Here is a 22819-nt window from a genome sequence, read left to right as displayed (position 1 = left end):
ATGGCCGGCCCTTTGGCCGTGTGTTGTGCGACGTGGGGTGTGCCAGGCCATAAGGAGGGGTCAGCAGTGACCAAACAGGTAACGCTTCCGCCCAACGGGCAGTATGTCGACGTGCCTTTCTCACCGGCCGACGACCCATGGGTGACGGAGGCGGGGGTGCCCCTACCTGGTGCGTCGCTTCGCATATACGCGTTTTACACCACGCCCGAGATAACATCGGGCGATGCCACGCCTGACACCACTGCTGCAGCCGAAAGCGCCGACCTAACGCCGGACGCCACCACCCCTCCCACGTCGTCGCACACTCCCCCCTCAAACCCCCTCGACCGGCCAATCATCCTCATCGAGCACGCTCTCACGGGCGATGGCAACGCCGCCGAGTGGTGGCAAGGACTCATTGGTAACGGTCTTGGCTTCGATACAGACCGTTACCTCATCCTGTGCGCGAATGTCCTTGGAGGTTGCGATGGAAGCACGGGCCCATCGTCGATCAGCCCTGATGGAACACCGTGGGGGTCCCGGTTCCCAGCCTTGTCGATGCGGGACATGGTCGACGCCGAACACTGCGCGTTAGAGCAATTCGGCATCGGCCGGCTACACGCCATCGTCGGCGCATCCATGGGCGGGGCGCGGACCCTAGAATGGTGCATCATGTTCCCGGACGTTGTCGCGTCGGCACTGGTTATCGCGGTTTCCGCCCGAGCAAGCGCGTGGCAAATTGGCATCCAGTCTGCGCAAATCCGGTTTATCGAGGCTGACCCCGATTGGCAGGGCGGTGATTATTACGGCACCGGGCGCGCGCCCACTAACGGGATCGGGCAAGCGCGCCGCATTGCACACCTAACTTATCGCGGCGAACTCGAGCTCGACGAGCGGTTCAGCGCCGACCCTCAGCACAACGAAGACCCATACGGCCCCTACCGATCCCGTGACCAGCGATTTTCCATTGAAAGTTACCTGGATTCGCAGGCCTCGAAGCTCGCTGCTCGGTTCGACGCCGGAAGCTACGTGATCCTCACCGACGCGCTCAACCGTCACGACATCGGACGCGGGCGCGGTGGCATGAACGCTGTCCTCGGCGAATGCACCGTCCCGATTATGGTTGCCGGCGTCGACTCCGACATCCTCTACCCGTTTCACCAGCAGGAACACCTGTCGCGCAACCTCGGCAACTTCATTGGGCTGTCAAAAATTACGACGCCAACCGGGCACGACGGCTTCCTCACCGAGACGCTGCAGACCCGGCGGATCGTCGAAAAGTTCCTAAACAAGATTGTCGACGACGGGGGCCGCGGTGAGATTCGCGATGACGAGGACCATGGGAAACCGCGATGTGAATCGCGATGACAACCGTGGGTAACGGTGATCGAGACAAGTTGGCGAGGAATGTCTAGAGGTTTCTGCGCCTGAGCTCGAAAACTGCGGGGGGATATGCGCCCCAAATAAAAGTGCGGGGGTATATGGGCGCAAAACCGCCAAAAATTGACCATATACCCTCGCAGTTTTCACAACCGACCCCGATACACCCCCGCAGTTTTTCCAGAGCGCGTGCACAAACCCCGCAAACTCCGCGCAGAAGCCACACACTCAAATCAGAAGCCCCCGCGCACGGGCCACATGGGAGCTGCACGGCAGCCACGCGCGCCCCCGAACCCCAGACACCATCGCAAAGCAGGATTAAAGCCCCTCGGACACAACAAAAGGGGCGCCTACCACCCTGGTAAGCACGCCGTTTGTCTAACTATGAAGGAGAACTAACCCTCCGAACACCGTGAACTTACGCCCCTTGAGACCTCATGAAATCACGGGCCCATAGCTCGCGGACTAATAACCCACTTGGACTACTTCTTGCCGTCCTTAGTCTCATCCTGGAACTCGACGCGTTCCTTCTTGAGGTCCTCGGACACCTTCTCCTTGTCGGTGACTGTCTCCTTGTTCAGGTTGACCTTCTCCACCGGCACGGTTTCCTTGTCAACGTTGACCTGCTCTTCGTGGAGCACAACGTCAGCGTTTTCTTCGCCAATGCGGGTGTTGCCCAGCTTCTTAGCTTCCTCAGGCGAGAGCTTCTCGCGCTCGACCTTAACCTCTTCGCGGCTTACCGGAACCTCAACGGTTTCGGTGTCCTCGACGACGTACTTGCGCAGCCGAGCACGACCGGAGGCAACCTTCTCCTTGTTAACGTTGAGCTGCTCTTCGGAACGGATCACGGAGCCGTCGTCGGAGGTAACAGGCTTCTTGCCAGTGTCAGCGGAAGTCTTCTTGGTCTCAGCGGAGGTCTTCGCAGTTTCCTCACGACGACCCGTCGTTCCAGCAGCGGTACCAGCGGCAGCGCCGGTGCCAGCCTGAGCAGCGTTTCCGCGGTCAGAGGTCTGAGTCTGAGCGGAGTCCTGCGTCGTCAAGCCGTAGTGCTTGTACAGGCGCTCTTCTTCCTCGGGCTCCAGACCTTCGTCGGTGTCCGAGATGTTCGGAGCGTCCGAGATCTCATCCTTGGTGTGAGCAACATGGAGTTCCTCGTTGTTCAGCTTGGCGCCAGCCAGCGGGACGAGGGAACTATTACGACCAAACAGTCCGGTGTTCACGGCTACGAACGTCGGCTCACCGCTATTGCTGTCGACGAAAAGCTGGCCAATTTTGCCAACCTTGTCGCCATTCTTGTCGAAAGCGGTGGACTCGAGCACGGCCTGAATGAACTTCTGATCAGCCACGTAAATCTCCTTTACTGATAGTTACGCAATATATCTAATAAAACTGTTAAAACAACGCAGTGGGCGTGCTACAAAAACCGAAACCGCAATGGGAGCACCCCCAGGGAGTAGCACGTCAATCTACGTTAGGTTGCCTGAACGCTTTCGCATCCCGAACACAATTCACACTAGCTGGCTTATCTCAGCTCCGCTACTATATCGCGACAAAGAGGGCTATTTTTGCTACCACTCTGCAGCCCCCAACCTAATGCTACAAAGCTTCAAACTGCGATTATAAGGACTACATAACGATCAAGTAACAATTAACTGATTTTCCTGTACCCCCGAAAGAATGCTTGCCGACGGGGGCTGCACCTCGTCACCTATTTGACCCTGATATCCCTTGCCGACGCTGCGCTAATGCTTGCTATACCAACCCCGTTCTCGGTACTCGATGGCGCAGGGGTGGTCACCGCGTGGTCTTTGACGTCGGGAGCGTCAGAAGCGCCCTCCCTTTTTGCCACCAGCTGAATGTTCATCATCCCGCCGTAAGGGCGTGGCAAAACAGCAACATTGACCCCCGGCACGATTCCCTTCGTTGCTAAATAACGCAAAAGACCCGAGTCACGGTCAGCAATGCGCACAATCCGCACCACGTCACCTTCCTGCGCGGTATCCAGCGGCAAGCCAGGATCGGTTTCGGCGACGTTCCCCTCCTTGTCCGGGATGGGATCGCCATGCGGATCGCGCGTGGGATTGCCCATAAGAGCAGCGATGCGCTCGACAAACGTGTCCGACACGGCATGCTCAAGGTGCTCGGCCTCGTCATGAACTTCATCCCAGCTATAGCCAACGCACTCGCACAGGTACATCTCCAACAAGCGGTGCCGACGAACCATTTGCAAAGCCAACGGTCGCCCGGTTGAGGAGAGCTCGATGGGCTTATACGCCTCATGAACAATGAGCCCCTGCTGCACCAGCCGCTTCAACGCCTCTGACACCGTCGACGCTTTCTGCCCTAGGACTTCGCCGATCCGCGTCGACGTGACCGGGCCCGCGTTCCACTCGCCCAGGTCATAAATCACCTTCAGGTAGTCCTGGGTGCGGTCCGGCAATTCAGAAACGTGCATGCCCCTCATCGTATTAGGTGACCAGCACATCAAGCTAGGGGTCGCCACACGGAGCTATCAAACTAGGGCCACCGAACCAAGGCCCTTGACAGCCTCGGCGGGTGGACATAAGGTTCCCCCAGTTTGAAAATACATTGCATTGAACTTTTATAATAAACACGATGAATTTTTTATTCAGGGGGTTGGTATTTCCGGGAGACATCTTCCGCTAAATCCCCGATAAACGGGCATATCCATCGCGTCTCCGGTCCCCAGGAACCGACAACCGAAAACTAAGAACTAACACCCGAACGTAAGGATTTACATGGCTCCCTCACTCTGCCCTTCCTCCCCGACGCATAATCCGCGCTCACGATCCACCGCATCCAAACACCCCCGTCGACACGCAAAAATCCTGCCCGCCATCGCGACCGCGCTCGTTGTCGGGCTCACCGCCAGCGGCTGCAGCGCCCTCTCCGACGATGACAACGGGAAGAAAGACGTCTTGGCAGCGTTCACGGTCCTCGCAGACATCGCCCGGAACGTCGCCGGCGAACACGTCAACGTCAACTCCCTCACCAAGCCCGGCACCGAAATCCATGGCTACGACCCCACCCCGTCGGACCTCAAATCGGCAGCAAAAGCGGACCTCATCATCTCGAATGGCCTCGGTCTCGAGCACTGGTTGGACAAGCTCACAAGCAATTCCGACGCCAAACGCGTCGTCGCCACTGATGGGATTGAGCCGCTCCCCATCACCGACGGTGAAGCCAGCGGCGAGGACAACCCGCACGCGTGGATGAGCCCTACCAACGTGAAGAAGTACGCGACCACCATTGCGAAGGCCCTCGGGGACATCGACCCTGACCACAAAGACGACTACAACGACAACGCGAAGAAGTACTCCGCCAAGCTGGACACCATCGGTAACGACCTCCGTGCCGACCTCGAGACCGTTCCCAAGGACAAGCGCGCGCTCGTGACCTGCGAAGGAGCGTTCTCCTACCTGGCCAAAGACGCGGAGCTCACCGAGCACTACATTTGGCCCGTCAACGCGGAAACCGAAGCCACACCTCAACGCATGAAGGAGACCGAGGAGTTCGTGCGCGAGCACCAGGTCCCCGCTGTGTTCTGCGAATCCACCGTGGACTCCGGCCCCCGCGAACAAATCGTCCGCGCCACCGGGGCAAAAGACGGCGGCATCCTCTACGTCGACTCGCTGTCCGACCACGACGGCCCCGTCCCCACCTACCTGGACCTCATCCGGTACGACGCCGACGCCATCAGCAAAGGACTCACCAGCTAATGCAGGCCGAAACACCGAGAAAACCCCTGGTCAGCGTCGATAATCTCGGAGTAACCTACACGCACAACTCCGGCGAACCTGTGACCGCATTGCGCGACGTGACCGCGTCGTTCTTCCCCGGAACCATGACCGCGATCATCGGGGCGAACGGCGCCGGCAAATCAACGCTATTCAACGCCATCACCGGCCAACTGCGCCCCACCACCGGCACCCTGACCGTGGACGGCCGCATCACCTACATGCCGCAAACCGAGGCCGTGAACTGGGACTTCCCCATGACCGTGCGCGACGTTGTCCTCACCGCATTCCGGCACCCCACTCGCGACGACAAAACTACTGCCGACGAGGCGCTGGCCAGCGTAGGAATGACCGCTTACGCCACCCGCTCGATCCGGCAGCTCTCCGGAGGGCAGAAGAAGCGCGTTTTCATCGCTCGCGCACTCGCCACGCAGGCGCCGATCCTCATCTTGGACGAGCCCTTCGCCGGCGTTGATCAGGACACCGAAGAAGTGCTGTTCCGCGTCCTCACCGCCCGGCGCGATCGCGGCGCCCTCATTCTGCTCTCGACGCACCACCTGGGCACGCTCCGCTCAATGGATCGGATCGTTGTCCTACAAAAAACAATTATTAGCGACGGGGCACCGGATGACACGCTGTTCGCCGCCTCACCCAGCGTTCTATTGGGAACCGCGCTGATGGAGGACATGAGGAAGGACGGCGACGCAGAATGAACCCCTTTGCGTTAACCGGCGCGTTCCCTGGCGCACCGATCCACGCATCACTTGCATCAGCGTTTATCGAACCCTTCACCTATAGCTTTATGCAGCGCGCTGTCATCGTCACCTCTGTGACGGCACTGTGCACCGGACTTCTCTCCGCCTGGGTAATCCTGCTCGGATGGTCGCTCCTCGGCGACGCGATCTCGCACGCCGTCCTCCCCGGCGTCGTTATCTCCTATATCCTGGGCATCCCGTTCTCCATCGGCGCGCTGATCGCCGCACTGCTCACCGTCGGCCTCATCGGGACCATCCGCGGAAAAACGAACCTCAAGGACGACACCGCCATCGGCATCGTCTTCACCACATTTTTCGCATTCGGCCTGGTACTCATCTCCATGACGCCGTCGACAACCGACCTACACTCCATTCTCTTCGGAAATCTCCTGGGTGTGCGGCAATCCGCCCTCATCCAAGTTGTCGTCATCGCGCTACTCGCGTCGGCACTTGTGCTGATCAAACGGCGGGACATTACTCTCTGGAGTTTCGACGCGATCAACGCCCGGTCGCTCGGCATCAATCCCACACTCATGCGCGGGTTCATGCTCACCATGCTCGCGCTCGTCATTGTGGCGTCGATGCAGGCAGTGGGCGTGATCCTTGTGGTCGCCATGCTGATCACACCCGGCGCGATCAGCCTTCTCATCTTCGCCCGGATGCGCAGCACGCTTATCTGGACGCCGGTCATCAGTTGGGTGACGGCCATGACCGGCCTGCTGATCAGCTACTGGACCGACGTGTCCAGCGGAGGCATGATCGTCGTCGTGCAGGGCTGCACATTCATGGTCGTATTTGCGACGAAACACTGGGTGTCGCGTGTGCGGCACCGGGCTCATCAGGGCACGCCACGGGAGGAGAAGAAGCCGCACGAGGAGGGCGCGCAACAACGAGCCGCACAGACCTAACGTCGGCTATTTCTTCTTCCCTTTCTTAGCGGCCTTCCCCTTCTTCCCCTTCTTACGCTTCTCCGGCTGGTGGGCCCTGAGCTCCGCGCGGTCCTGGACCACAATGACCTGCCCACCATCACCGGAGTCAGGCCTCGGAATAACATCGGCCGGGTCGATCAGATATACGCGCTTACCGTCCAGAGTTAACCGTCGCGCGACCTCCAGGATCATGCGCCGCGCGACCCCATCCAACGCGTGAACATCAGTCAGGTCCAGGGCCACCGCCGGCTCTTTAATCGTCGTGCTTGAGAACTCGCGGACGATCTTCTCCGCACCGGCGAAACGCAAACTCCCCTGGATCGAATAGACCTTGATCTTCTGCGGCTTCACTCCCTGCGCCTTTTCGTCGTCAGTCAGGTCCTGGACCAGCACCGTCGTGTTCCGGATCACCGTCTGCACCGACGGAGGAACCTCCATGAGGTGGATCCCCATGTCCCGGGACATCCGCTCAAAAAGACGCACACCGCGCACACTATTGCCATGTTCGTCCAGCCGAGGCGAGAACGTCGCCACCCCAATCTGACCAGGCAACGCGCCAATCAAACCACCCGCGACGCCCGACTTAGCCGGGATGCCAACCTGGGTCACCCAGTCGCCCGCAGCGTCATACATGCCGCACGTCGTCATGACGCTCAGAACCTGGCGGACCACGCGACCCGACACCACTTTCTCGCCGGTGATCGGGTTAATGCCCTTGTTCGCCAAGGTCGCGGCCATGATCGTCAGGTCCCGCGTCGATACCAGAAGAGAGCAGGACCGCGTGTAGCCCTCCACGATCACCCGCGGATCCTGGGGGAATATGTCGTAGCTGCGGAGCATGTGGGCGATGGACAAGTTCCGGTGAGCGTGTTCCAGCTCCGAACCACACACCCGCTCGTCAACCTGCAACCGACGGCCAGCGAAAGCCGACAAACCATCAATGATCCGCTGGAGGCGCTGACCCTGGGTCCAATCGTCGCCGCCCACCAAGGAATGCGTCGTCAGCGCGCCAGCATTAATCATGGGGTTGAGCGGGCGCCCCTCCTCGTCCAGGGACACCTCGTTGAAAGCCTCACCGGACGGTTCCACGCTGACACGCTTCAAGACATCGCGAAAACCACGGTCTTCCAGGGCAAGCGCATACACAAATGGCTTCGCGATCGACTGAATGGTGAACTCAGTCTCCGTATCGCCGGAGCCGTACACCTTGCCGTCGATCGTCGCCAAGCTGACACCGAATCTTTCGGGGTCAACATTGGCCAGTTCCGGAATGTAGCTCGCGGGAGCACCCCGATCACCTGGGCGAACGTCCTCGAGAACCTCGTCCAAATAATCAGTGACCATGGATTTCATAGAGTTTTGCTCCGATCATTCATAGGTGTGAACCATCACCGTGTATGTACTACCCTCAGACTCCCTCGTCGTCACGTAGCGGAAACCAAGTTTCTCATACAAGGCCTGGGCACGGTCATTGCCCTTCTCTACACACAAACTCACTCCCGGGCGCCCATCATCCCGCGCCTGATCCAGAGCCGCCGTCAATAAACGACGGCCGAGACCCCCACCCGTGTGACCTGGTGCCAGAGCGATCGCCACCTCCGGATACTTCTCCTCCACGAAACCGGTCCCCGGATCCTCCGCGGTAAACGTACGCAACCACGCCGCACCAATCGGCTCACCAGCCTGAACCGCAATCACTCCGCCCTGGTCAGGGGTCCACTTGCCGACGTAGTGACGGTCGGATTCGGAAAAGTCCTGCTCCTGGGCAGCGTCCTCATCGCCCCACGTCTCCGTCAAGTGATTCATGCGGATCAGGAAATCCCTATCCTCCTCCTGAGCTCGCCGGATCGTCACATCCTCGTCACAACGGGAAACCGCTGAACCACGTGAAGCACCTGAAACGTGTGAAACCCCTGCCATTCTTCCCTTAACCTCCTCATCGATGAAGCGACGTGCTCGCGGGCCGAACGCCTAAGCACAACGCCCCTACCCTAACGCCCGCTCGCGAGCCCTTCCACTACCCACATTCTGGTGCACCGAACCACATTCTGGTGCACCCAGTACGATAACAACTATGAAAACTCGTTCCCCGGGCGCACTCTCCCGCCCGAGCAGCTCCCCCGCGCCACACCGCGCATCGTTTGCAACACGTACCCGCGGGTTGGCGGCAACACATAGTCGCGCACTCTTCGCCATCGTCGCAGCCGCCGTGCTGGTGGCGTCGGCAATGACTCTGATACCACGCACAGCACTCGCCGGAAGCCAACAGGAACCGGCCTCCATCACCGCACGAGGGCACATCGGGCAAAGTGGAAAATGGTACACCGACGGCAGCGGCCGCGCGGTCCTCACCCAAGGCGTCAACATGGTGTACAAACACCCGCCGTACACTGCCGAAGCAGGTGGCTTCAACGAGGACGACGCCGACTGGCTTGCCAAGGAAGGTTTTGACTCCGTCCGCCTGGGCATCATTTGGAAAGCTGTCGAGCCCGAACCGGGACAGTACGACGACGCATACCTAGACTCCATCGCGAACACCGTCAAGATGCTAAGCAAACGCGGCATCATGACGCTGATCGACGCCCACCAGGACATGTACAACGAGAAGTTCGAAGGCGAATTCGCCCCTGACTGGGCGGTTATCGACGACGGCCTGCCGAGCCTTCTGAAAGTCGGCTTCCCGACTAACCAAGCGGTCAATATCGGCCTGATCCGCGCCTATGACAACTTTTTGACGAACAAGCCCGGCCCCGGGGGCGTTGGCCTGCAAGACCGCTACGCCGCCATGTGGAAGCACGTCGCTGAGAAAATGGGCTCACTACCAGGCATGATGGGGTACGACATCATGAATGAGCCGTGGCCCGGCAGCGCGTACCCCTTGTGCTACCTCGCCCTCGGTGATTGTGGGGCGGCCACCCAGCACCTCGACGCGCTTCACCAAAAAGCCGCAGATTCCATCACCGCCGCGGACCCCCAGGCGATCGTTCACTACGAGCCCTACTCCATGTGGAACATGGGCTTCAACACTCGCCCGACCGCGCCGCGTGTCCCGGCATCTGCGGGAACCGCGCTCAGCTGGCACGTGTACTGCCCGACCAATGCCATCGCCGGCACGTACACCGGATGCACCATCCCCGACGGCATCACCTTCAACAATGCCGACAAGGTGTCCGCTGCTAACAACTCGGCGACGCTGCTCTCCGAATTCGGCGCGACCGACGACGTCGACAAACTGGGATCCGAAGGCAAAAACCTACACGGCCAGCTGGACGACGGACCGCGTGGACGGCAAAGGAACGTTCGATAAGGACATCACCAGCGAGGTTGTCGTTCCTACCGTGAACTACCCCAATGGGTTCAGCATCAATGTTGAAGGTGGAACGGCGAAGGTCGCCAAGGACGGCACGACAGTGCATGTCACGGCGCACGACAAGAACGTGCGGATCACGATCACGCCGAAATAGGTGTTGAAAAGCCGAGGGGCTCGGCCGGTTTAGATGACGCGGCCGGGCTACCCTGCCATCGCGTCCATCGACACGGCTAAGTACAGCGCCACCAGGCCCACTCCGAAACAAAACGCAACATCAAAGCGACGAGAGCGGACGGAGAGAACGCCGAGCGTTTCCGAATCGCACGTCGCCCGGGCGATGGCCAGCCACACCATGCTGGCCCCCATCACGAACGACCCCCGACGCCAGTGCTCGAACGCGACAAAGAGCGCGGCAACAGACATCCCGACTACAAATAGGGCCACCGCGATACGCTGGTACATCAACGGGATGCGAGAGACGAAATCCCCGTCGTGTGGGTTCGACAGCATCGACTTCTGTGACGTGGCCCCCCGCAGATGGTCCCCCCACTTCACGTATGCGTCGGGAATGGGTGTCTTCCCTGCGCCGCTCATTTAGCTATCCCCGCCAAACGCTCACCGCGTTCCACCACGTTCGCCATCAGGAATGAACGCGTCATGGGCCCGACGCCCCCGGGGTTCGGGCTCACCCACGCTGCTTTGTCCCACACATCGGGCGCGACGTCGCCCATCAGCTTGCCGTCGACACGAGAAACACCCACATCCAAGACGGCCGCACCGGGCTTAATCATGTCAGCGGTGAGCATGTGTGGTTTACCGGCTGCGGCAATAACGACGTCGGCCGCGCGAGTCTCGGCCGCCACATCCTTTGTCCCCGTGTGGCACAGGGTCACCGTGCTGTTCTCACTTCGACGGGTCAACATCAACCCGAGCGGTCGGCCGACCGTAATCCCCCTGCCGATGATGACGACTTTCGCGCCATTGAGTTCCACACCGAAACGTCGTAACAAATGAATGCAGCCATTGGGTGTACAGGGCAGCGGGGCCGGCTCATTCAGCACCAGCTTCCCTAAGTTCACCGGATGCAGGCCATCGGCGTCTTTCTCCGGGTCAATCTGCTCCAACACGGCGTTCTCATCCAGATGCTTCGGCAACGGGAGCTGCACAATATAGCCGGTGCAAGCATCGTCGGCATTAAGCTCATCGATAACAGCCGATAGGTCCTCCTGGGAAATATCCGACTGGAGGTCCTTACGAATGGAACGGATGCCGATCTGCTCACAGTCCTTGTGCTTCATGCGGACGTACGCTTGGCTGCCGGGATCATCACCAACCAGCACTGTGCCTAAACCCGGCTGGTAACCCGCATCTTTTAACGCTGCGACACGACGGGTGAGATCCTCGATGATCTCCGAGCGGTACAAACGTCCATCAAGCGAAGAAGCCATGCCGACAGTATAACGAACCCGCTTATTCTCGTTTCCGGGTTCTTTATGGATTTTTCTGGCTTCTTTATGGGATTTTCCGGGTGAAAATTACGAGTACGACGCTGGCACTTTAGTTTTCTGCAGCGCTCACGCGTTGCCCGGAGCGCTACAGCACTTTTGCTACATACAGAGTCCGATGGTGATGAGAATGACGGCGAGCAGAGGGAGTGACCCCTGTTTAACGGCTGCACTGCGCTTGTCGGGCGACCACACCCACAATACAAGCGCCGCAGCAAGCATCGCCCCCACGTCGGCGAGAGCTAAAGCACCGCCGACGGCCGTCGCTCCAGCAACCAAGAAACCAAGAGCTACGAACACCTCGAGGGCGAGAAAGAGATTATAAAAACCCTGGTTAAACGCTAGTTCTTTTGTGGATACTGCTTCGTCTTCACTCATCCCGAATACTGATCGCGCGCGAGAACCAGTCCACGCCACCGACTCTAAATAAAAGATGAACACATGAAGGAGGGCCGCCAGAGCAGCAACAACTGCGCCTAAGAAGATCATGAGTGGATACTCTACTTAAAGTCCCTAGCTAACGTGTCCGCAGATGTGGCAGGACTGTCGTCATACACACCAACAACCCCACTAACACGAACAAGTCTCACGCTGAGCCGCTCACCATAAACACGGTGACCAACTAAGTATGAGGACGCCCTTCTCCGTGACCGTGACGAGGGCCGTTGAAGAAACTAGTCCGAGGGTTGTTACGCGGCTACTAGGTAATTCGCTGCGCGATCTGTCATAGCGCCGGTAGCCTTCATAAAATCGGCAACAGTCGCTGAATCTCTGAGTGGAAGGTTTGCAATTGGCGTCGCGCCCATCGGCTTATCTTCTGCTTCTGTTGTGAAGACCGTCTGCCATTGAATATTGTCTCCAACTGGCATACATAGATAGACACGGTCCGCGGTTCCAATCTGATTGAGAACATCGCTGAGCATATCGTCCGGGAGTGCGACAACAGCGATAATATCCCCTGTTGAGGCGTACCCATTATCGAAAGTATGAACATACTCGGGATGCGTGATTAGTTCATTTTTAACTGCATCGACGATATGGCGACGGGTTAGCATCTTGTTTCCATTGCGGTCTTGTCGCGTGCGTACCCATATGTCTGGATATGCGTCGTCAGCCGCACGCACACAGCGTTCGTGAAACTCTTCAAGCTCAATCGAATCTTGTGAGACGTCGCGCAGCAGCGCAAGAGCGGATTTCACATCATTACGCGCTTCGGCGGGAGTGTTACCCGAACCGTACGCGGACTGGCTAACTCCATAGGCTTCCCACTGCGGATCCTGGTTTTCGTAGCAACGGAAGACAACTGGTTGGATTGTGGTCATTTGTCCCGCACCCCCTTTTTTTAGCTAGTCCCCTCACTGGACTGTCCCGTGATTTTAAGACTAGCCGGCCAGTGGAACATACCTCGTACTGTTCCTGAGTGGGCGTCCCCCGCGCCCACTATCAAGAAGGCACCAGCGTGGTCTGGTCACGTCGTTGCCCACTACTCCGCTTACCTCACTACTTCAGTTCTTTAGAGCTCAGCCCCAGCTCACGGCGGGCAACAACCAACTGCTGGATTTGCTGTGTCCCCTCGAAAATATCCAAGATCTTGGAATCGCGCGACCACTTTTCCAGCAGCTCGCGTTCGGAGTAGCCCCACGGCCCAGCCAATTCCACAGCCTTGAGCGTGACATGAGTACCAACGCGCCCTGCCTTCGCCTTCGCAATCGACGCTTCCTTGGTGTTTGGCTTCTTATTATCCGCCATCCACGCCGCACGCAGCGTCAACAGGTACGCAGCTTCCCAGTCGCTCTCCAAATCGAGGTATTCCGCGACGGCAGCCGACTGAGCATACTTCGGCTTGTCATAATCAATGACCTCACCAGCGTCTTCCAGCACCTCACGGAGCTTTTCCAATGCACCACGGGCACATCCGAGAGCCATCGCCGCAACCAGCGGACGCGTGTTGTCGAACGTCGCCATCGCTCCGGCGAAGCCCTTCTTCGTGCTCACCTCTGGCGAACCCAAGAGGTTTTCCTTCGGAACGCGCACATTATCCAGGCGCAATACCGCCGTGTCCGACGCCTTGATCCCTAGCTTGTGCTCCAACCGTTCCACGGTGAAGCCGTCGGCTGACTTCGGCACGACGAACGACTTGATAGCCGCGCGACCTTTGGACTTATCCACACTCGCCCACACGACGACGTGGTCGGAGCGCTCGCCGGCCGTCACAAAGATCTTTTCACCGTTAATGACGTACTCGTCGCCGTCGAGAGTTGCTGTTGTTGACACGGCAGCGGAGTCCGAACCAAAACCAGGCTCGGTGATGGCCATCGACGCCCACACCTTGCCGATGCGCTCCAACTGCTCATCGGTCGCGACGGCCGCGATGGCGGAGTTTCCGAGGCCCTGGTACGGGATGGATAGCGTGAGGGCCACATCGCCCCAGCACAGCTCCAGCACGTTCAGTACCGCGGCCATATTTCCGCCATTGCGGATGCCATCGGACTTTTTCTTCTTATCGCCGCGACCGCCCGACGCGCCTGCCATTCCGCGGCCAGCGTCGGCCATACCTTCCACCATGCTGGCCATGGTGTCGAGTTCCACCGGGCGCTCGTGCTCGGCGAGGTCGTACTTACGGGAAATGGGTCGGAAGATTTCGGCGGCCGCCTGATGGCCAGGGTTCGCACCCTTCTTCAAGAAGCCAGGAAGTTCTAGGTTAATCATGATTGTGTCCCTCCGGGGTCACATAAAAGCGTTCAACGCTGCGGGTTTTATTCGGTTAACAACATCGTGTTCATGTGTGCGCACATCGCGGGCCAAGTGCCAGCTCACGCCGGATCTGGTTGGCCGTTTACAAAACAATCGTTCCTTCAGCGACGCCGATTGCACGCAGATCCCTGTACCACCGCTCCACGGGATGCTCCTTGGTATAACCATGACCCCCCAGCAACTGGACTCCGTCTGAACCGATCGCCATGCCCTTCTCGGCCGCCAAGTCACGGGCCAAGGCTGCCTCGCGGTGGAACGTGAGCCCCTGGTCCGCGCGGGAACAACCACGCAGCGCGACCAAACGCGTACCATCGAGTTCGATGCGGATATTCGCCACCGCGAAAGCCACCGCCTGGCGGTAAGAAATCGGCTCACCAAACGCCTGACGCTCGTTGACGTAGGGCTTCACATAGTCCAGCACCGCCGAACATGCCCCCACAGCCAACGCGGCCCAGCCCAACCGGGACCGTCGAATAATGTTCCGGTAGTCGTTTTCCCTATCCTCGGCAGAGCGATCCGCCCCACCAAGAATGTTCGACGCCGGGACGCGCACGTCGTTCAAAAGCAGCCGTCCCAGTCCTGCCGCGCGCAATCCCATGCTCGGATCGGGCTCAATCACGACGCCATCAGCATCGGATTCGACAATGACCAGCGTCGGAGCGTCTTCAAGCGTGGTGGCGACGACGAACAGTTCGCAATTGCCAGCGTCGGGAACTAAGGCCTTAACGCCCTCGATCACAACGTCATCGCCCTCGCGGCGGGCAGTCGTCGACAAGGAAAAAGGATCGAACAGCGGCTGAGGTTCGGCGACGGACACGGCGGAGATTGGAATGTCCTCGCCCGCGAACGCTGGCAAATACGTGCGCTGCTGCTCATCCGAGCCGTACGCGGTCAAGGTCGCGGCGACACCGGCCGGGGCCATCACGGAGAGGGCAATTCCCGGATCGGCGTGGGCCAGCGCCTCCGTGACGAGGAAATTCGTCGTGAGATTGGACCCGGTGGCGATCCCCTCGAACTCCTCCGGAACGTTCACCATCGAAATACCCAGGCCTAGCGCCTCTTTGCGGAGGTCCTCGGACACAGCCGCAGCTTCGTCGGCGTCGTGGGCCGCGGGGCTAATGCGCTTCTCGGCGAAATCCTTGATCGTCTCGACGATCATCTCCTGGTCCTCATCAGGCGTGAGGTCCCACACGATCTTCTTGGATTCCGCAGCCTTTTCCTCGGCCTCGGCGTCGGGTTTTTCGTCGCCAATCTTCTTATCGTCGCCCAGCCCGAGGAAGGGGAGGCGGATCGGAGACTGCCCGCTGGTGACCCGCTTAAATTCGCGGGTTGCCGTGCCGAGAGACTTCATGCCTGTCTTCGTCGACTCATAGGCAATGCGGTCAATGCGTTCATTGAGGCCATACTTCGCGGCGAAATCGGAGCCGGTCACTCGCGTCAACAGACGCATCGCCGTGCCCATCGCGTCCCGCTTAATGCTATTTTTCCCGACGGTTGAATCGTTGCCGTCAGAGTTCTTGCCGCGGGATTTCGCAGCGTTGTCGCGGGCGCCTGCCGCGGAGCCAGAGCCATTGTCGCGTTCATTCGTTGAGGACATTAAAGGCCTTTCGGTCGTTGGTGTCGGCCACGCACCGGTCGACGATGCATTGCCAGGAAGCTTACATAAGCATAACGCACAAGCGCGTGATCGGTATCACAATTACGAAAGAAAACCGACAAAGCCACGACCAGGGCCCCAATGAAAGCGAGCTCACGAGAAAAGCCCCAGGTGAGTACTCACCCAGGGCAACGGCACGCGGATTCCTGCGTACGGTTTACAACGCGAGGTTTGCGGCGTGATACTTACCGCTCCGCCTATTACCGCTCCGGCTTCACCAACGGGAACAACACGGTTTCCCGAATCCCCAACCCGGTTAATGCCATCAGCAAGCGGTCAATGCCCATTCCGGTTCCCGCCGTCGGAGGCATGCCCTGCTCCATCGCCTGGAGGAAGTCCTCATCCAGGACCATGGCTTCGTCATCGCCGCCAGCAGCTAAACGGGCCTGATCCTCAAAGCGCTGACGCTGGATAACGGGATCAATCAACTCGGAGTAGCCCGTCGCCAATTCGAAACCTCGGACATACAGATCCCACTTCTCGGTCACACCGGGCTTCGACCGGTGATCACGCGTCAACGGCGACGTCTCGACCGGGAAGTTACGGACGAACACCGGCCCATCCAGTTGGTCAGCGCACAGCTCTTCCCAGATTTCCTCGACGAATTTCCCGTGGCCCCATCCGGTGCCGGGTTCCACACCAATCGTGTCCGCGATCGCCTTTAATTCATCGATGCTCGAATAAATGGTTACCTCGGGCTGGCCGGGGAACTTGCGCTGCAAAGCCTCGTTCAAGCTGTCGTACATGTCCAGCTTCGGCCACTCGCCGCCAAAGTCGTAGGTGGTACCGTCGGCAAGAGTGACGACCAGCGAATCCGGGTCCTGCTCCGGGTCCCAGTTGTCGTGCACCAACTTGTTGACGGCGCGCGCACAGTGCTGGATCAGGCCCTGCGTCGAGGCGGCGTTATCGTCATACGTCGCGTAGGCCTGATAGGTTTCCAGCATGGCGAACTCCGGGCTGTGGGAGGAGTCGATGCCCTCGTTCCGGAAATTCCGATTGACCTCGAAGACCTTCTCAATACCGCCGACGACGCAGCGCTTCAGGTAGAGCTCCGGCGCAATGCGCAGGTAGAGGTCCATATCCAGAGCGTTGGAATGCGTCACAAACGGACGCGCAGCCGCACCGCCATGCAACGTCTGCAACATGGGAGTCTCGACCTCGAGGAAACCCAGGCCCTGGAGATACTCACGCACAGCACGCACAACGGTCACGCGGGTGATCATCATGCGGCGGGCATCGTCCCGCATAATTAAATCGGTGTAGCGGTAGCGGATGCGGGTGTCCTCATTCATATCGGCGAAGGACACGGGCAGGGGGCGCAGCGCCTTCGACGCCAATGTCCAGGTCGACGCGAACACCGACAGCTCGCCGCGGCGCGACGACACCACACGGCCACGAATGGACACGAAGTCGCCCATATCGACGTCGGACTTCCAGCGTTTGAGGGCGTCCTCCCCCACCTCTGCGAGCGATAGCATCGCCTGAAGCTGCGTCCCGTCCCCCTCTTGCAGCGTGGCGAAACACAGCTTGCCGGTATTGCGCATGAAAATCACGCGCCCGGCCACGGCCACCTCAGTGTCCGTTTCATCACCGATACCTAAATAACGACGAACGGTGCCGTCGGCACGTTGTTCGGTGGTCCCCGCTTTGTCTTCATCGACGACGAAAGCGTCGCGAATTTGTTTCAACGTGTGGGTGCGCTCAACGTCGACTGGGTACGGCGCAGTTCCCTCGGAGAGCAACCGCTCCCTTTTTGCCTTGCGAACTTTAACTTGCTCTGGGACATCCTGGTTTTTCGTCGCTTTACTCACGCGATAAAGAGTAGCTGACCTTGCCTCACAGGCAACCGGTGGGCCGTCCCTAGTCGGCTTTGTGGGCGATGGTGTCGGTGCTGTCGGATATGTCGGGACTGTCGGCGGGAAGCTCCCCCAACATGACGCCGGTGTTATCGATCAACCGCACGCCACCGACCTTCGCGGCAACGAGCAGTCGCCCCTCCCCGTTCTCGGGAGCCGGCCCCAAGTCTTTCCCGCGGACGACGGCGTAGAGCACATCGATGCCTTCGCCCTCCATAATCCGCCGCGCTTCCGCCTCGACAGCGCGAGCGCCATCTTTTGCTTTGTATAGCGCAGCGGTCATCGCGGCCGAGATCGCCGTCGCGGTGACGCGGGCCTCCGGATCCAGGCGAACATTGCGCGACGAGAGCGCCAGCCCATCATGTTCCCGCACGATCGGCACCCCATGCACCGTGACCTCCATGTTGAGGTCCGTGACCAGCTGCTGGATGATCACCAGCTGCTGATAATCCTTCTCCCCCATCACGATGTCCGTGGCGTGGGACAGATTGAGCAGCTTGGAGACCACCGTGGCCACACCAACAAAGTGACCAGCGCGGTCCCCCTCAAGCCCCTCGGCAACGAGACCAGGGTGAACCATCGTCCGAGTCCCATGAGGGTACATGTCCTCAGCCTTGGGCGTGAACGCGAGGGACACACCTTCCTCGCGGAGGATATCCAGGTCACGCTGGAGTGTCACGGGGTATTTTTCGAAGTCATCGGGGTTATCGAACTGCGCCGGATTCACAAAAATTGACGACGCCACCACGGCCCCGGGAAGCCTGTGCGCTGCTCGGAGGAGAGCGCGGTGCCCCGCGTGCAGGGCCCCCATGGTGGGGACAAGGACAATACGCTTCCCTGTTTTTCGCAACGCCCTCGTCGTTGCCGCGAATGTCTCAGCGGAATCGTGAACGCGCAGCTCGCCGGCCGCAAACCCGGGGTTCATCGGTGTAGACATGGTGGGTTATTACTTCTCGCTATTCTTCTTCAGCTGTTCAAGTAAGGATGCGACGGTGACGTTCTGGTTTGAGTCTCCGTTATCTGCCCGACGCCGACGGCCGCCCGACGATGAATCCTGCGGCCCTTCGTGACGGCCTCGCGGATCGGGGGTGTTCGACGAACTTGCCGACGAGCCATAATTCTGGCTCCCCGTGAACATGCCCTCGTGCGGAGAGCAGCCACTAGCTTGGCTACCGGATGCAGGTGCGGATCCTGAGCTGGGTGATTGCGCCCGGAAACCGCCCGTGGTTGGGGCGTGGGTTCGGTCATAGGACGGTACCGAGGAGCGGCCCGAACCGAACGCAGCGAAAGAACCTGTATCGGGATCTGTGTTCCGACGAGATCCACCCGTGGTGCTGCCGCTGCGTGTGACGCTTCGGTTCTGCGCAGAATTGGCGTTCGGGTTAGGTCCGCGATGAGAACCGACATAGGGCGTCGATTCCGTTCGAGACGACTGTGGCTGCGACGACCCGAATGCAGGCTGAGCCGAGGATGCTGACGAGGAACCCGCGCCGAATGCAAAGAATTGCGAGCTGTCACGGTCTGCGCCGCGGTACACCGCGCTCCCCTGCGGCGCGCTCGACCGCTGGTTGTTCTGGGCCGCACGGTCAAACTGCTGTTGGGTTGCCTGCCGCGTGGGCTGCTGTTGAGCCTGCTGTTGTTGCTGCGGCCGAGACTGCTGGGTCCGCTGCTGTGAAGGCTGAGATGCCCGCTGCTGCGATGCCCCGTACCCGGCCGACCGCTGAGCCTGTGGGTTCGATTTCTTCTCCACAGACGGCAATACGGTGGTCTGATCCGCGGAGTATCCCGAGCCTGAACGGCGCGATGGCTGAGCAGTCCACTTCACTGCATTGAATGAACCCGTGCGCAGGGAATTATCATCCTGCTGTGTGGAGGTCGAATCGGCAGCGCGTGATCGAGACGAGGATTGGTTCGTGCGTCCCGGCTGAGCGGCAGCCGTGTTCCCGGCGCCCGATGCTTTCCCGGCACCCTGCGTTTGCCCAGCTCCACCACGGTTCTGCCCACGCTTACCCGATGGCGCGTGCGACGCCGGCACAGATGATGTCCGTGACGTCGACCCACTCGTGCGCGCTTCCGTCGTCGATGATGAATCTTTGCTGTCGCGTTCCAATTCCAGAATGCGCTGTGCCTCGGCCTTGAGGGCGGTGCGCTCGGTGTCCAGATCGGTGCCCATCATGGCAGACAGGTTTTCCCGGAGCACGGTGAGTTCCGCGCGGATATCGGCGAGCGTGTTCTGCTCTTGTTCCTGCAGCGAGTCATAGTAGTTCTGCTCCAGGATGAGTTCTTGCTCGCGGTGGGTGGCCAGTTCCCGCTCGAGCTCCGCCTGGTGCAGGCGCTCAAGGTTGTCGGTGTCCCGCTGCTGGTTATCCACCTGTTTCCGCAGCCGTGCTACAGCAATACACCCGACGATGGCGGCCCAGAGGGCGCAGAGAACAGCGATTTTTGTCCATGTTTCACTGTCCGTAAAGAGCATGATGATCGTCGCAACAACGGCAAAGACCAGCATGACGACGATGGCCGCGAAGGAAAACTTGCCGCTACCACCTGTGTTGGTGGGCGGGTAATCGTCGCGATAGTCAGGCGACTGGTCGTCATAGTGCCCCTGGTTGTTGGAGCTGTCGTAACCATCGTGGGATTGCTGTGGGCCGGTCATGAACTCCACACTACATTGCTAGACTGCGTATCTTCATCGTTTGGTGGGGGTGCCCCGCAACAACGCTCCAGCCATAAACCCGATGCGGCGACGAGAATGGCGGCAATTAGTCCGACGACGACGGTGGGGGTGTCCTCCCGGGCGGCGATCAGACGGCTGTAATTGATCCAGAGGTAGACGGCGATACCCGCGTACGATCCTGCACAAATGGACCCGAACCAGGCTGTGGACGTTCCCATGACGAAGCATCGGGCGATGGTGAGCGGGTGTATTTGTGATCGATCTTGCCCGACTTCGTTATCGGCGATTCGTTTCCTAATGATGAACCCCGCGATAGTGCAGATGACTGCGAGCACGATCAGGATCACGGGGAGCGTCAGATTGAACCCCGGGATGGAGCCGTAAAAGCGCCAGATCAGCATGAACGCGCCGAGCCCGACGATGAGTGCGGTGGCCACAAGGTAGGTGGGTTTGGTGGAGGTCATTGCAGTTTCACCTCTTCTACCTCGCGGGAATCCAGGCTGTCCAACAGGGACGCAATACTCTGCCGCTCTAACCGAGCATGGGGTTCCACTTCCAACCACGGCTTGAGCACGAAGGCACGTTGGTGCGCCCACGGGTGCGGAAGCGTGAGGTCGTCGGAGTCGTAGTGTTCCTCGGACCCGTTGTTAATGCTGGTAATGAGGTCAATATCGAGGGTCCTGGGCCCCCAGTGGACCTCGCGCGTGCGGTGCGCGTCGCGTTCGAGTTCGTGCGCGTCGTCGAGAACATCGTGGGGTGTTTTCATGGTTTCGACGACGGCGACGGAGTTCATGAAGTCGTCCTGCTCGACGCCGCCCCAGGCTGGTGTCGCGTACAGCGAGGACGTGACGATGACGCGGTAGTCCGCGCTGCTCTCAAACCAGCGCATGGCGCGTTCGACCCGTTGGCCTGGGGTGATCCCGTCGGCGGTGATGTTGGAGCCGAAGGAAAGCACCACGTGGCGGAGGTCTTTTCGGCTTCGACGTGCGACGACGGCAACGTCGGCGAACGGGTGCGGGATGGGCGCGTCGGGTTTATGAATGGTGACTTCGACGGCGTGGACACGGTTGTTGAGGATGAGGGTGTCGGCGATCTCGCTGGCAACGGTTTCGATGAGGTCGCGACTGGGCCCGCCGACGGTGGCGTGGATGAGGTCGGCGATGTCGGCGTAGCTGATCGTGTGCGTGAGGTCATCGGTGGCGGCGGCCTGTCGGAAGTCAGTCCACACGGTGACGTCGGTGAGGAATCGCTGGCCATCGCGTTTTTCGTGCGGGAATACCCCGTGGTGTCCATATACCTCGACGCCTGTGAGTTCTATTCGGTCAGCCACGTCGTGCTCTCCATCCTTGGGGTACGTCGGGTCCGTGCGCGGTGCCCCAGGCGTGGGCGACTTTGACGGCGTCCACGTTGGGGCGCACGTTGTGTACGCGGACGGCCCATGCCCCGTGGCTGGCGGCCAGTGCGCTGACGGCTGCGGTGGCTGCGTCGGCGTCGGCGGGAGCGGTGGGGATGCCGTCGGATCCGGCGATGAGGCTGGTCAGGAAACGTTTTCGGGAAACTCCGATGAGGACAGGGTATCCGAGCTCGGTGAGTTGGTCGAGGCCGTGCAGCAGCGACCAGTTGCCGAGCGCTGATTTGGCGAACCCAATTCCGGGGTCGATGATGATTCTTCCCTTGTCGACGCCATGCTCGCTGGCATACGTGGCGCGTTGACGGAGAAAATCGACGACGCGGCGGACGAACTGCGGCCCATGGTCGAGGCCCTGGTCTGCTCCGGCTGCGCCGTGGGAGTCGGCGTCCCCGAAGCGGTCCGTTTCCCAGTGCATGAGGCACAGGTATGCGCCGGTGTCTGCAGCAACGCGGATCATGTCCGGGTCGGCCAGCCCTCCGGATACGTCGTTGATGAGCGTCGCCCCGGCTTGGACGGCTTGTCGAGCGACGGCGGCGCGCATGGTGTCGACGGAGAGCATAACGTCGTCGTTCGCGAGGGCTTCGACGACGGGGATCACGCGCTGGAGTTCGGTCTGTCCGGTGACGCGGACGGCACCGGGCCGGGTGGATTCGCCGCCGATGTCAATGATGGTGGCTCCGTCGCGGATCATGTCGCGTGCGTGGGTGACGGCGATGTCGGGGCGCGTGAGGTCGGTGGGAAGCCATTGGCCGCCGTCGGAGAAGGAGTCGTCGGTGATGTTAAGGACACCCATCACGTGTGTGCGCAGTGCATCCATGATGTTTGTTTGGCTCCTTCCGCCTGTTGTGGTG

22 protein-coding genes are annotated in these 22819 nt (G+C 60.0%); 6 read left to right on the top strand and 16 right to left on the bottom strand.

The annotated features are described in order from the left end of the window. Positions 1-66: 66 nt before the first annotated feature. Positions 67-1347 carry a homoserine O-acetyltransferase MetX gene (gene metX, locus ACWORE_RS00330; protein WP_455301978.1) on the top strand — a complete coding sequence of 427 codons (1281 nt, stop codon included), beginning with the start codon at positions 67-69 and terminating at the stop codon, positions 1345-1347. Positions 1348-1841: 494 nt separating this feature from the next. On the opposite strand, the gene ACWORE_RS00325 is transcribed toward metX, so the two are convergent. Then, the gene (locus tag ACWORE_RS00325) at positions 1842-2705 is read right to left on the bottom strand and encodes a YsnF/AvaK domain-containing protein (protein WP_455301976.1); all 864 of its coding nucleotides are present in this window, start codon (positions 2703-2705) and stop codon (positions 1842-1844) included. Between the two features lie 362 nt (positions 2706-3067). Next, complete coding sequence (locus tag ACWORE_RS00320) at positions 3068-3814, bottom strand: metal-dependent transcriptional regulator (RefSeq protein ID WP_296136508.1); 747 nt, start codon at positions 3812-3814, stop codon at positions 3068-3070. 304 nt (positions 3815-4118) lie between these two features. On the opposite strand from ACWORE_RS00320, the gene ACWORE_RS00315 reads away from it, so the two are divergent. The 3 genes from ACWORE_RS00315 to ACWORE_RS00305 are packed head-to-tail and all read left to right on the top strand — an operon-like array spanning position 4119 to position 6780. Beyond that, positions 4119-5099 carry a metal ABC transporter substrate-binding protein gene (locus ACWORE_RS00315; RefSeq protein WP_455301974.1) on the top strand — a complete coding sequence of 327 codons (981 nt, stop codon included), beginning with the start codon at positions 4119-4121 and terminating at the stop codon, positions 5097-5099. Continuing rightward, positions 5099-5830, top strand: a complete 732-nt coding sequence (locus tag ACWORE_RS00310; protein ID WP_406604982.1) for a metal ABC transporter ATP-binding protein — start codon at positions 5099-5101, stop codon at positions 5828-5830. Before ACWORE_RS00315 ends, ACWORE_RS00310 begins: the two co-directional genes overlap by 1 nt. After that, entirely contained in the window at positions 5827-6780 is a 954-nt protein-coding gene (locus ACWORE_RS00305) for a metal ABC transporter permease (protein WP_455301972.1), read from the top strand. The genes ACWORE_RS00310 and ACWORE_RS00305 overlap by 4 nt, the downstream gene beginning before the upstream one ends. A gap of 6 nt (positions 6781-6786) precedes the next feature. Here ACWORE_RS00305 and ACWORE_RS00300 read toward each other — a convergent pair whose 3' ends face one another. Together ACWORE_RS00300 and ACWORE_RS00295 are read right to left on the bottom strand one after the other, a co-directional pair. Further along, positions 6787-8154 carry a glutaminase gene (locus tag ACWORE_RS00300; protein WP_455301970.1) on the bottom strand — a complete coding sequence of 456 codons (1368 nt, stop codon included), beginning with the start codon at positions 8152-8154 and terminating at the stop codon, positions 6787-6789. Positions 8155-8169: 15 nt separating this feature from the next. After that, positions 8170-8721, bottom strand: a complete 552-nt coding sequence (locus ACWORE_RS00295; RefSeq protein WP_455301968.1) for an N-acetyltransferase family protein — start codon at positions 8719-8721, stop codon at positions 8170-8172. Positions 8722-8875: 154 nt separating this feature from the next. Here ACWORE_RS00295 and ACWORE_RS00290 point away from each other — a divergent pair, with 154 nt between their 5' ends. Both ACWORE_RS00290 and ACWORE_RS00285 read left to right on the top strand, forming a co-directional pair. Then, positions 8876-10108, top strand: a complete 1233-nt coding sequence (locus ACWORE_RS00290) for a glycoside hydrolase family 5 protein (protein WP_455301966.1) — start codon at positions 8876-8878, stop codon at positions 10106-10108. Continuing rightward, complete coding sequence (locus tag ACWORE_RS00285) at positions 10083-10265, top strand: hypothetical protein (protein ID WP_455301964.1); 183 nt, start codon at positions 10083-10085, stop codon at positions 10263-10265. Before ACWORE_RS00290 ends, ACWORE_RS00285 begins: the two co-directional genes overlap by 26 nt. Before the next feature lie 47 nt (positions 10266-10312). Here ACWORE_RS00285 and ACWORE_RS00280 read toward each other — a convergent pair whose 3' ends face one another. The 12 genes from ACWORE_RS00280 to folP form a co-directional block, all read right to left on the bottom strand. Then, complete coding sequence (locus tag ACWORE_RS00280; protein ID WP_406604987.1) at positions 10313-10705, bottom strand: DUF3017 domain-containing protein; 393 nt, start codon at positions 10703-10705, stop codon at positions 10313-10315. Further along, positions 10702-11559, bottom strand: coding sequence for a bifunctional methylenetetrahydrofolate dehydrogenase/methenyltetrahydrofolate cyclohydrolase (locus ACWORE_RS00275; RefSeq protein WP_455301962.1), 858 nt, complete (start codon positions 11557-11559; stop codon positions 10702-10704). Before ACWORE_RS00275 ends, ACWORE_RS00280 begins: the two co-directional genes overlap by 4 nt. A 159-nt stretch (positions 11560-11718) precedes the next feature. Beyond that, a complete protein-coding gene (locus ACWORE_RS00270; protein ID WP_406604989.1) occupies positions 11719-12105 on the bottom strand; it encodes a DUF1304 domain-containing protein in 387 nt (128 codons plus the stop codon). A 200-nt stretch (positions 12106-12305) separates the two neighbouring features. Further along, positions 12306-12938, bottom strand: coding sequence for a hypothetical protein (locus ACWORE_RS00265; protein ID WP_455301960.1), 633 nt, complete (start codon positions 12936-12938; stop codon positions 12306-12308). 178 nt (positions 12939-13116) lie between these two features. Next, positions 13117-14325, bottom strand: a complete 1209-nt coding sequence (locus ACWORE_RS00260; RefSeq protein WP_296136530.1) for an acyl-CoA dehydrogenase family protein — start codon at positions 14323-14325, stop codon at positions 13117-13119. 127 nt (positions 14326-14452) lie between these two features. Continuing rightward, positions 14453-15967 carry an acyl-CoA dehydrogenase family protein gene (locus tag ACWORE_RS00255; protein ID WP_455301958.1) on the bottom strand — a complete coding sequence of 505 codons (1515 nt, stop codon included), beginning with the start codon at positions 15965-15967 and terminating at the stop codon, positions 14453-14455. 260 nt (positions 15968-16227) lie between these two features. After that, positions 16228-17838 carry a lysine--tRNA ligase gene (gene lysS / locus ACWORE_RS00250; RefSeq protein ID WP_448234387.1) on the bottom strand — a complete coding sequence of 537 codons (1611 nt, stop codon included), beginning with the start codon at positions 17836-17838 and terminating at the stop codon, positions 16228-16230. A 49-nt stretch (positions 17839-17887) separates the two neighbouring features. Then, on the bottom strand, positions 17888-18820 hold the full coding sequence (panC, locus tag ACWORE_RS00245; RefSeq protein WP_296136536.1) for a pantoate--beta-alanine ligase: 933 nt from the start codon (positions 18818-18820) through the stop codon (positions 17888-17890). Positions 18821-18829: 9 nt separating this feature from the next. Beyond that, the gene (locus ACWORE_RS00240) at positions 18830-20536 is read right to left on the bottom strand and encodes a DUF6779 domain-containing protein (RefSeq protein ID WP_455301956.1); all 1707 of its coding nucleotides are present in this window, start codon (positions 20534-20536) and stop codon (positions 18830-18832) included. Next, positions 20533-21021, bottom strand: coding sequence for a DUF3180 domain-containing protein (locus ACWORE_RS00235; protein ID WP_455301954.1), 489 nt, complete (start codon positions 21019-21021; stop codon positions 20533-20535). The genes ACWORE_RS00240 and ACWORE_RS00235 overlap by 4 nt, the downstream gene beginning before the upstream one ends. Then, positions 21018-21887 carry a dihydroneopterin aldolase gene (folB, locus tag ACWORE_RS00230; RefSeq protein ID WP_455301952.1) on the bottom strand — a complete coding sequence of 290 codons (870 nt, stop codon included), beginning with the start codon at positions 21885-21887 and terminating at the stop codon, positions 21018-21020. Before folB ends, ACWORE_RS00235 begins: the two co-directional genes overlap by 4 nt. After that, positions 21880-22785 (bottom strand): dihydropteroate synthase, encoded by a 906-nt coding sequence (gene folP, locus ACWORE_RS00225; RefSeq protein WP_406604995.1) that lies wholly within the window; start codon positions 22783-22785, stop codon positions 21880-21882. Before folP ends, folB begins: the two co-directional genes overlap by 8 nt. Positions 22786-22819 lie beyond the last annotated feature (34 nt).

The organism is Corynebacterium sp. c7Ub_26, assembly GCF_053760365.1.
Note: the sequence above shows the minus strand (reverse complement) of the source record. Positions and strands in the feature narration are given on the sequence as shown.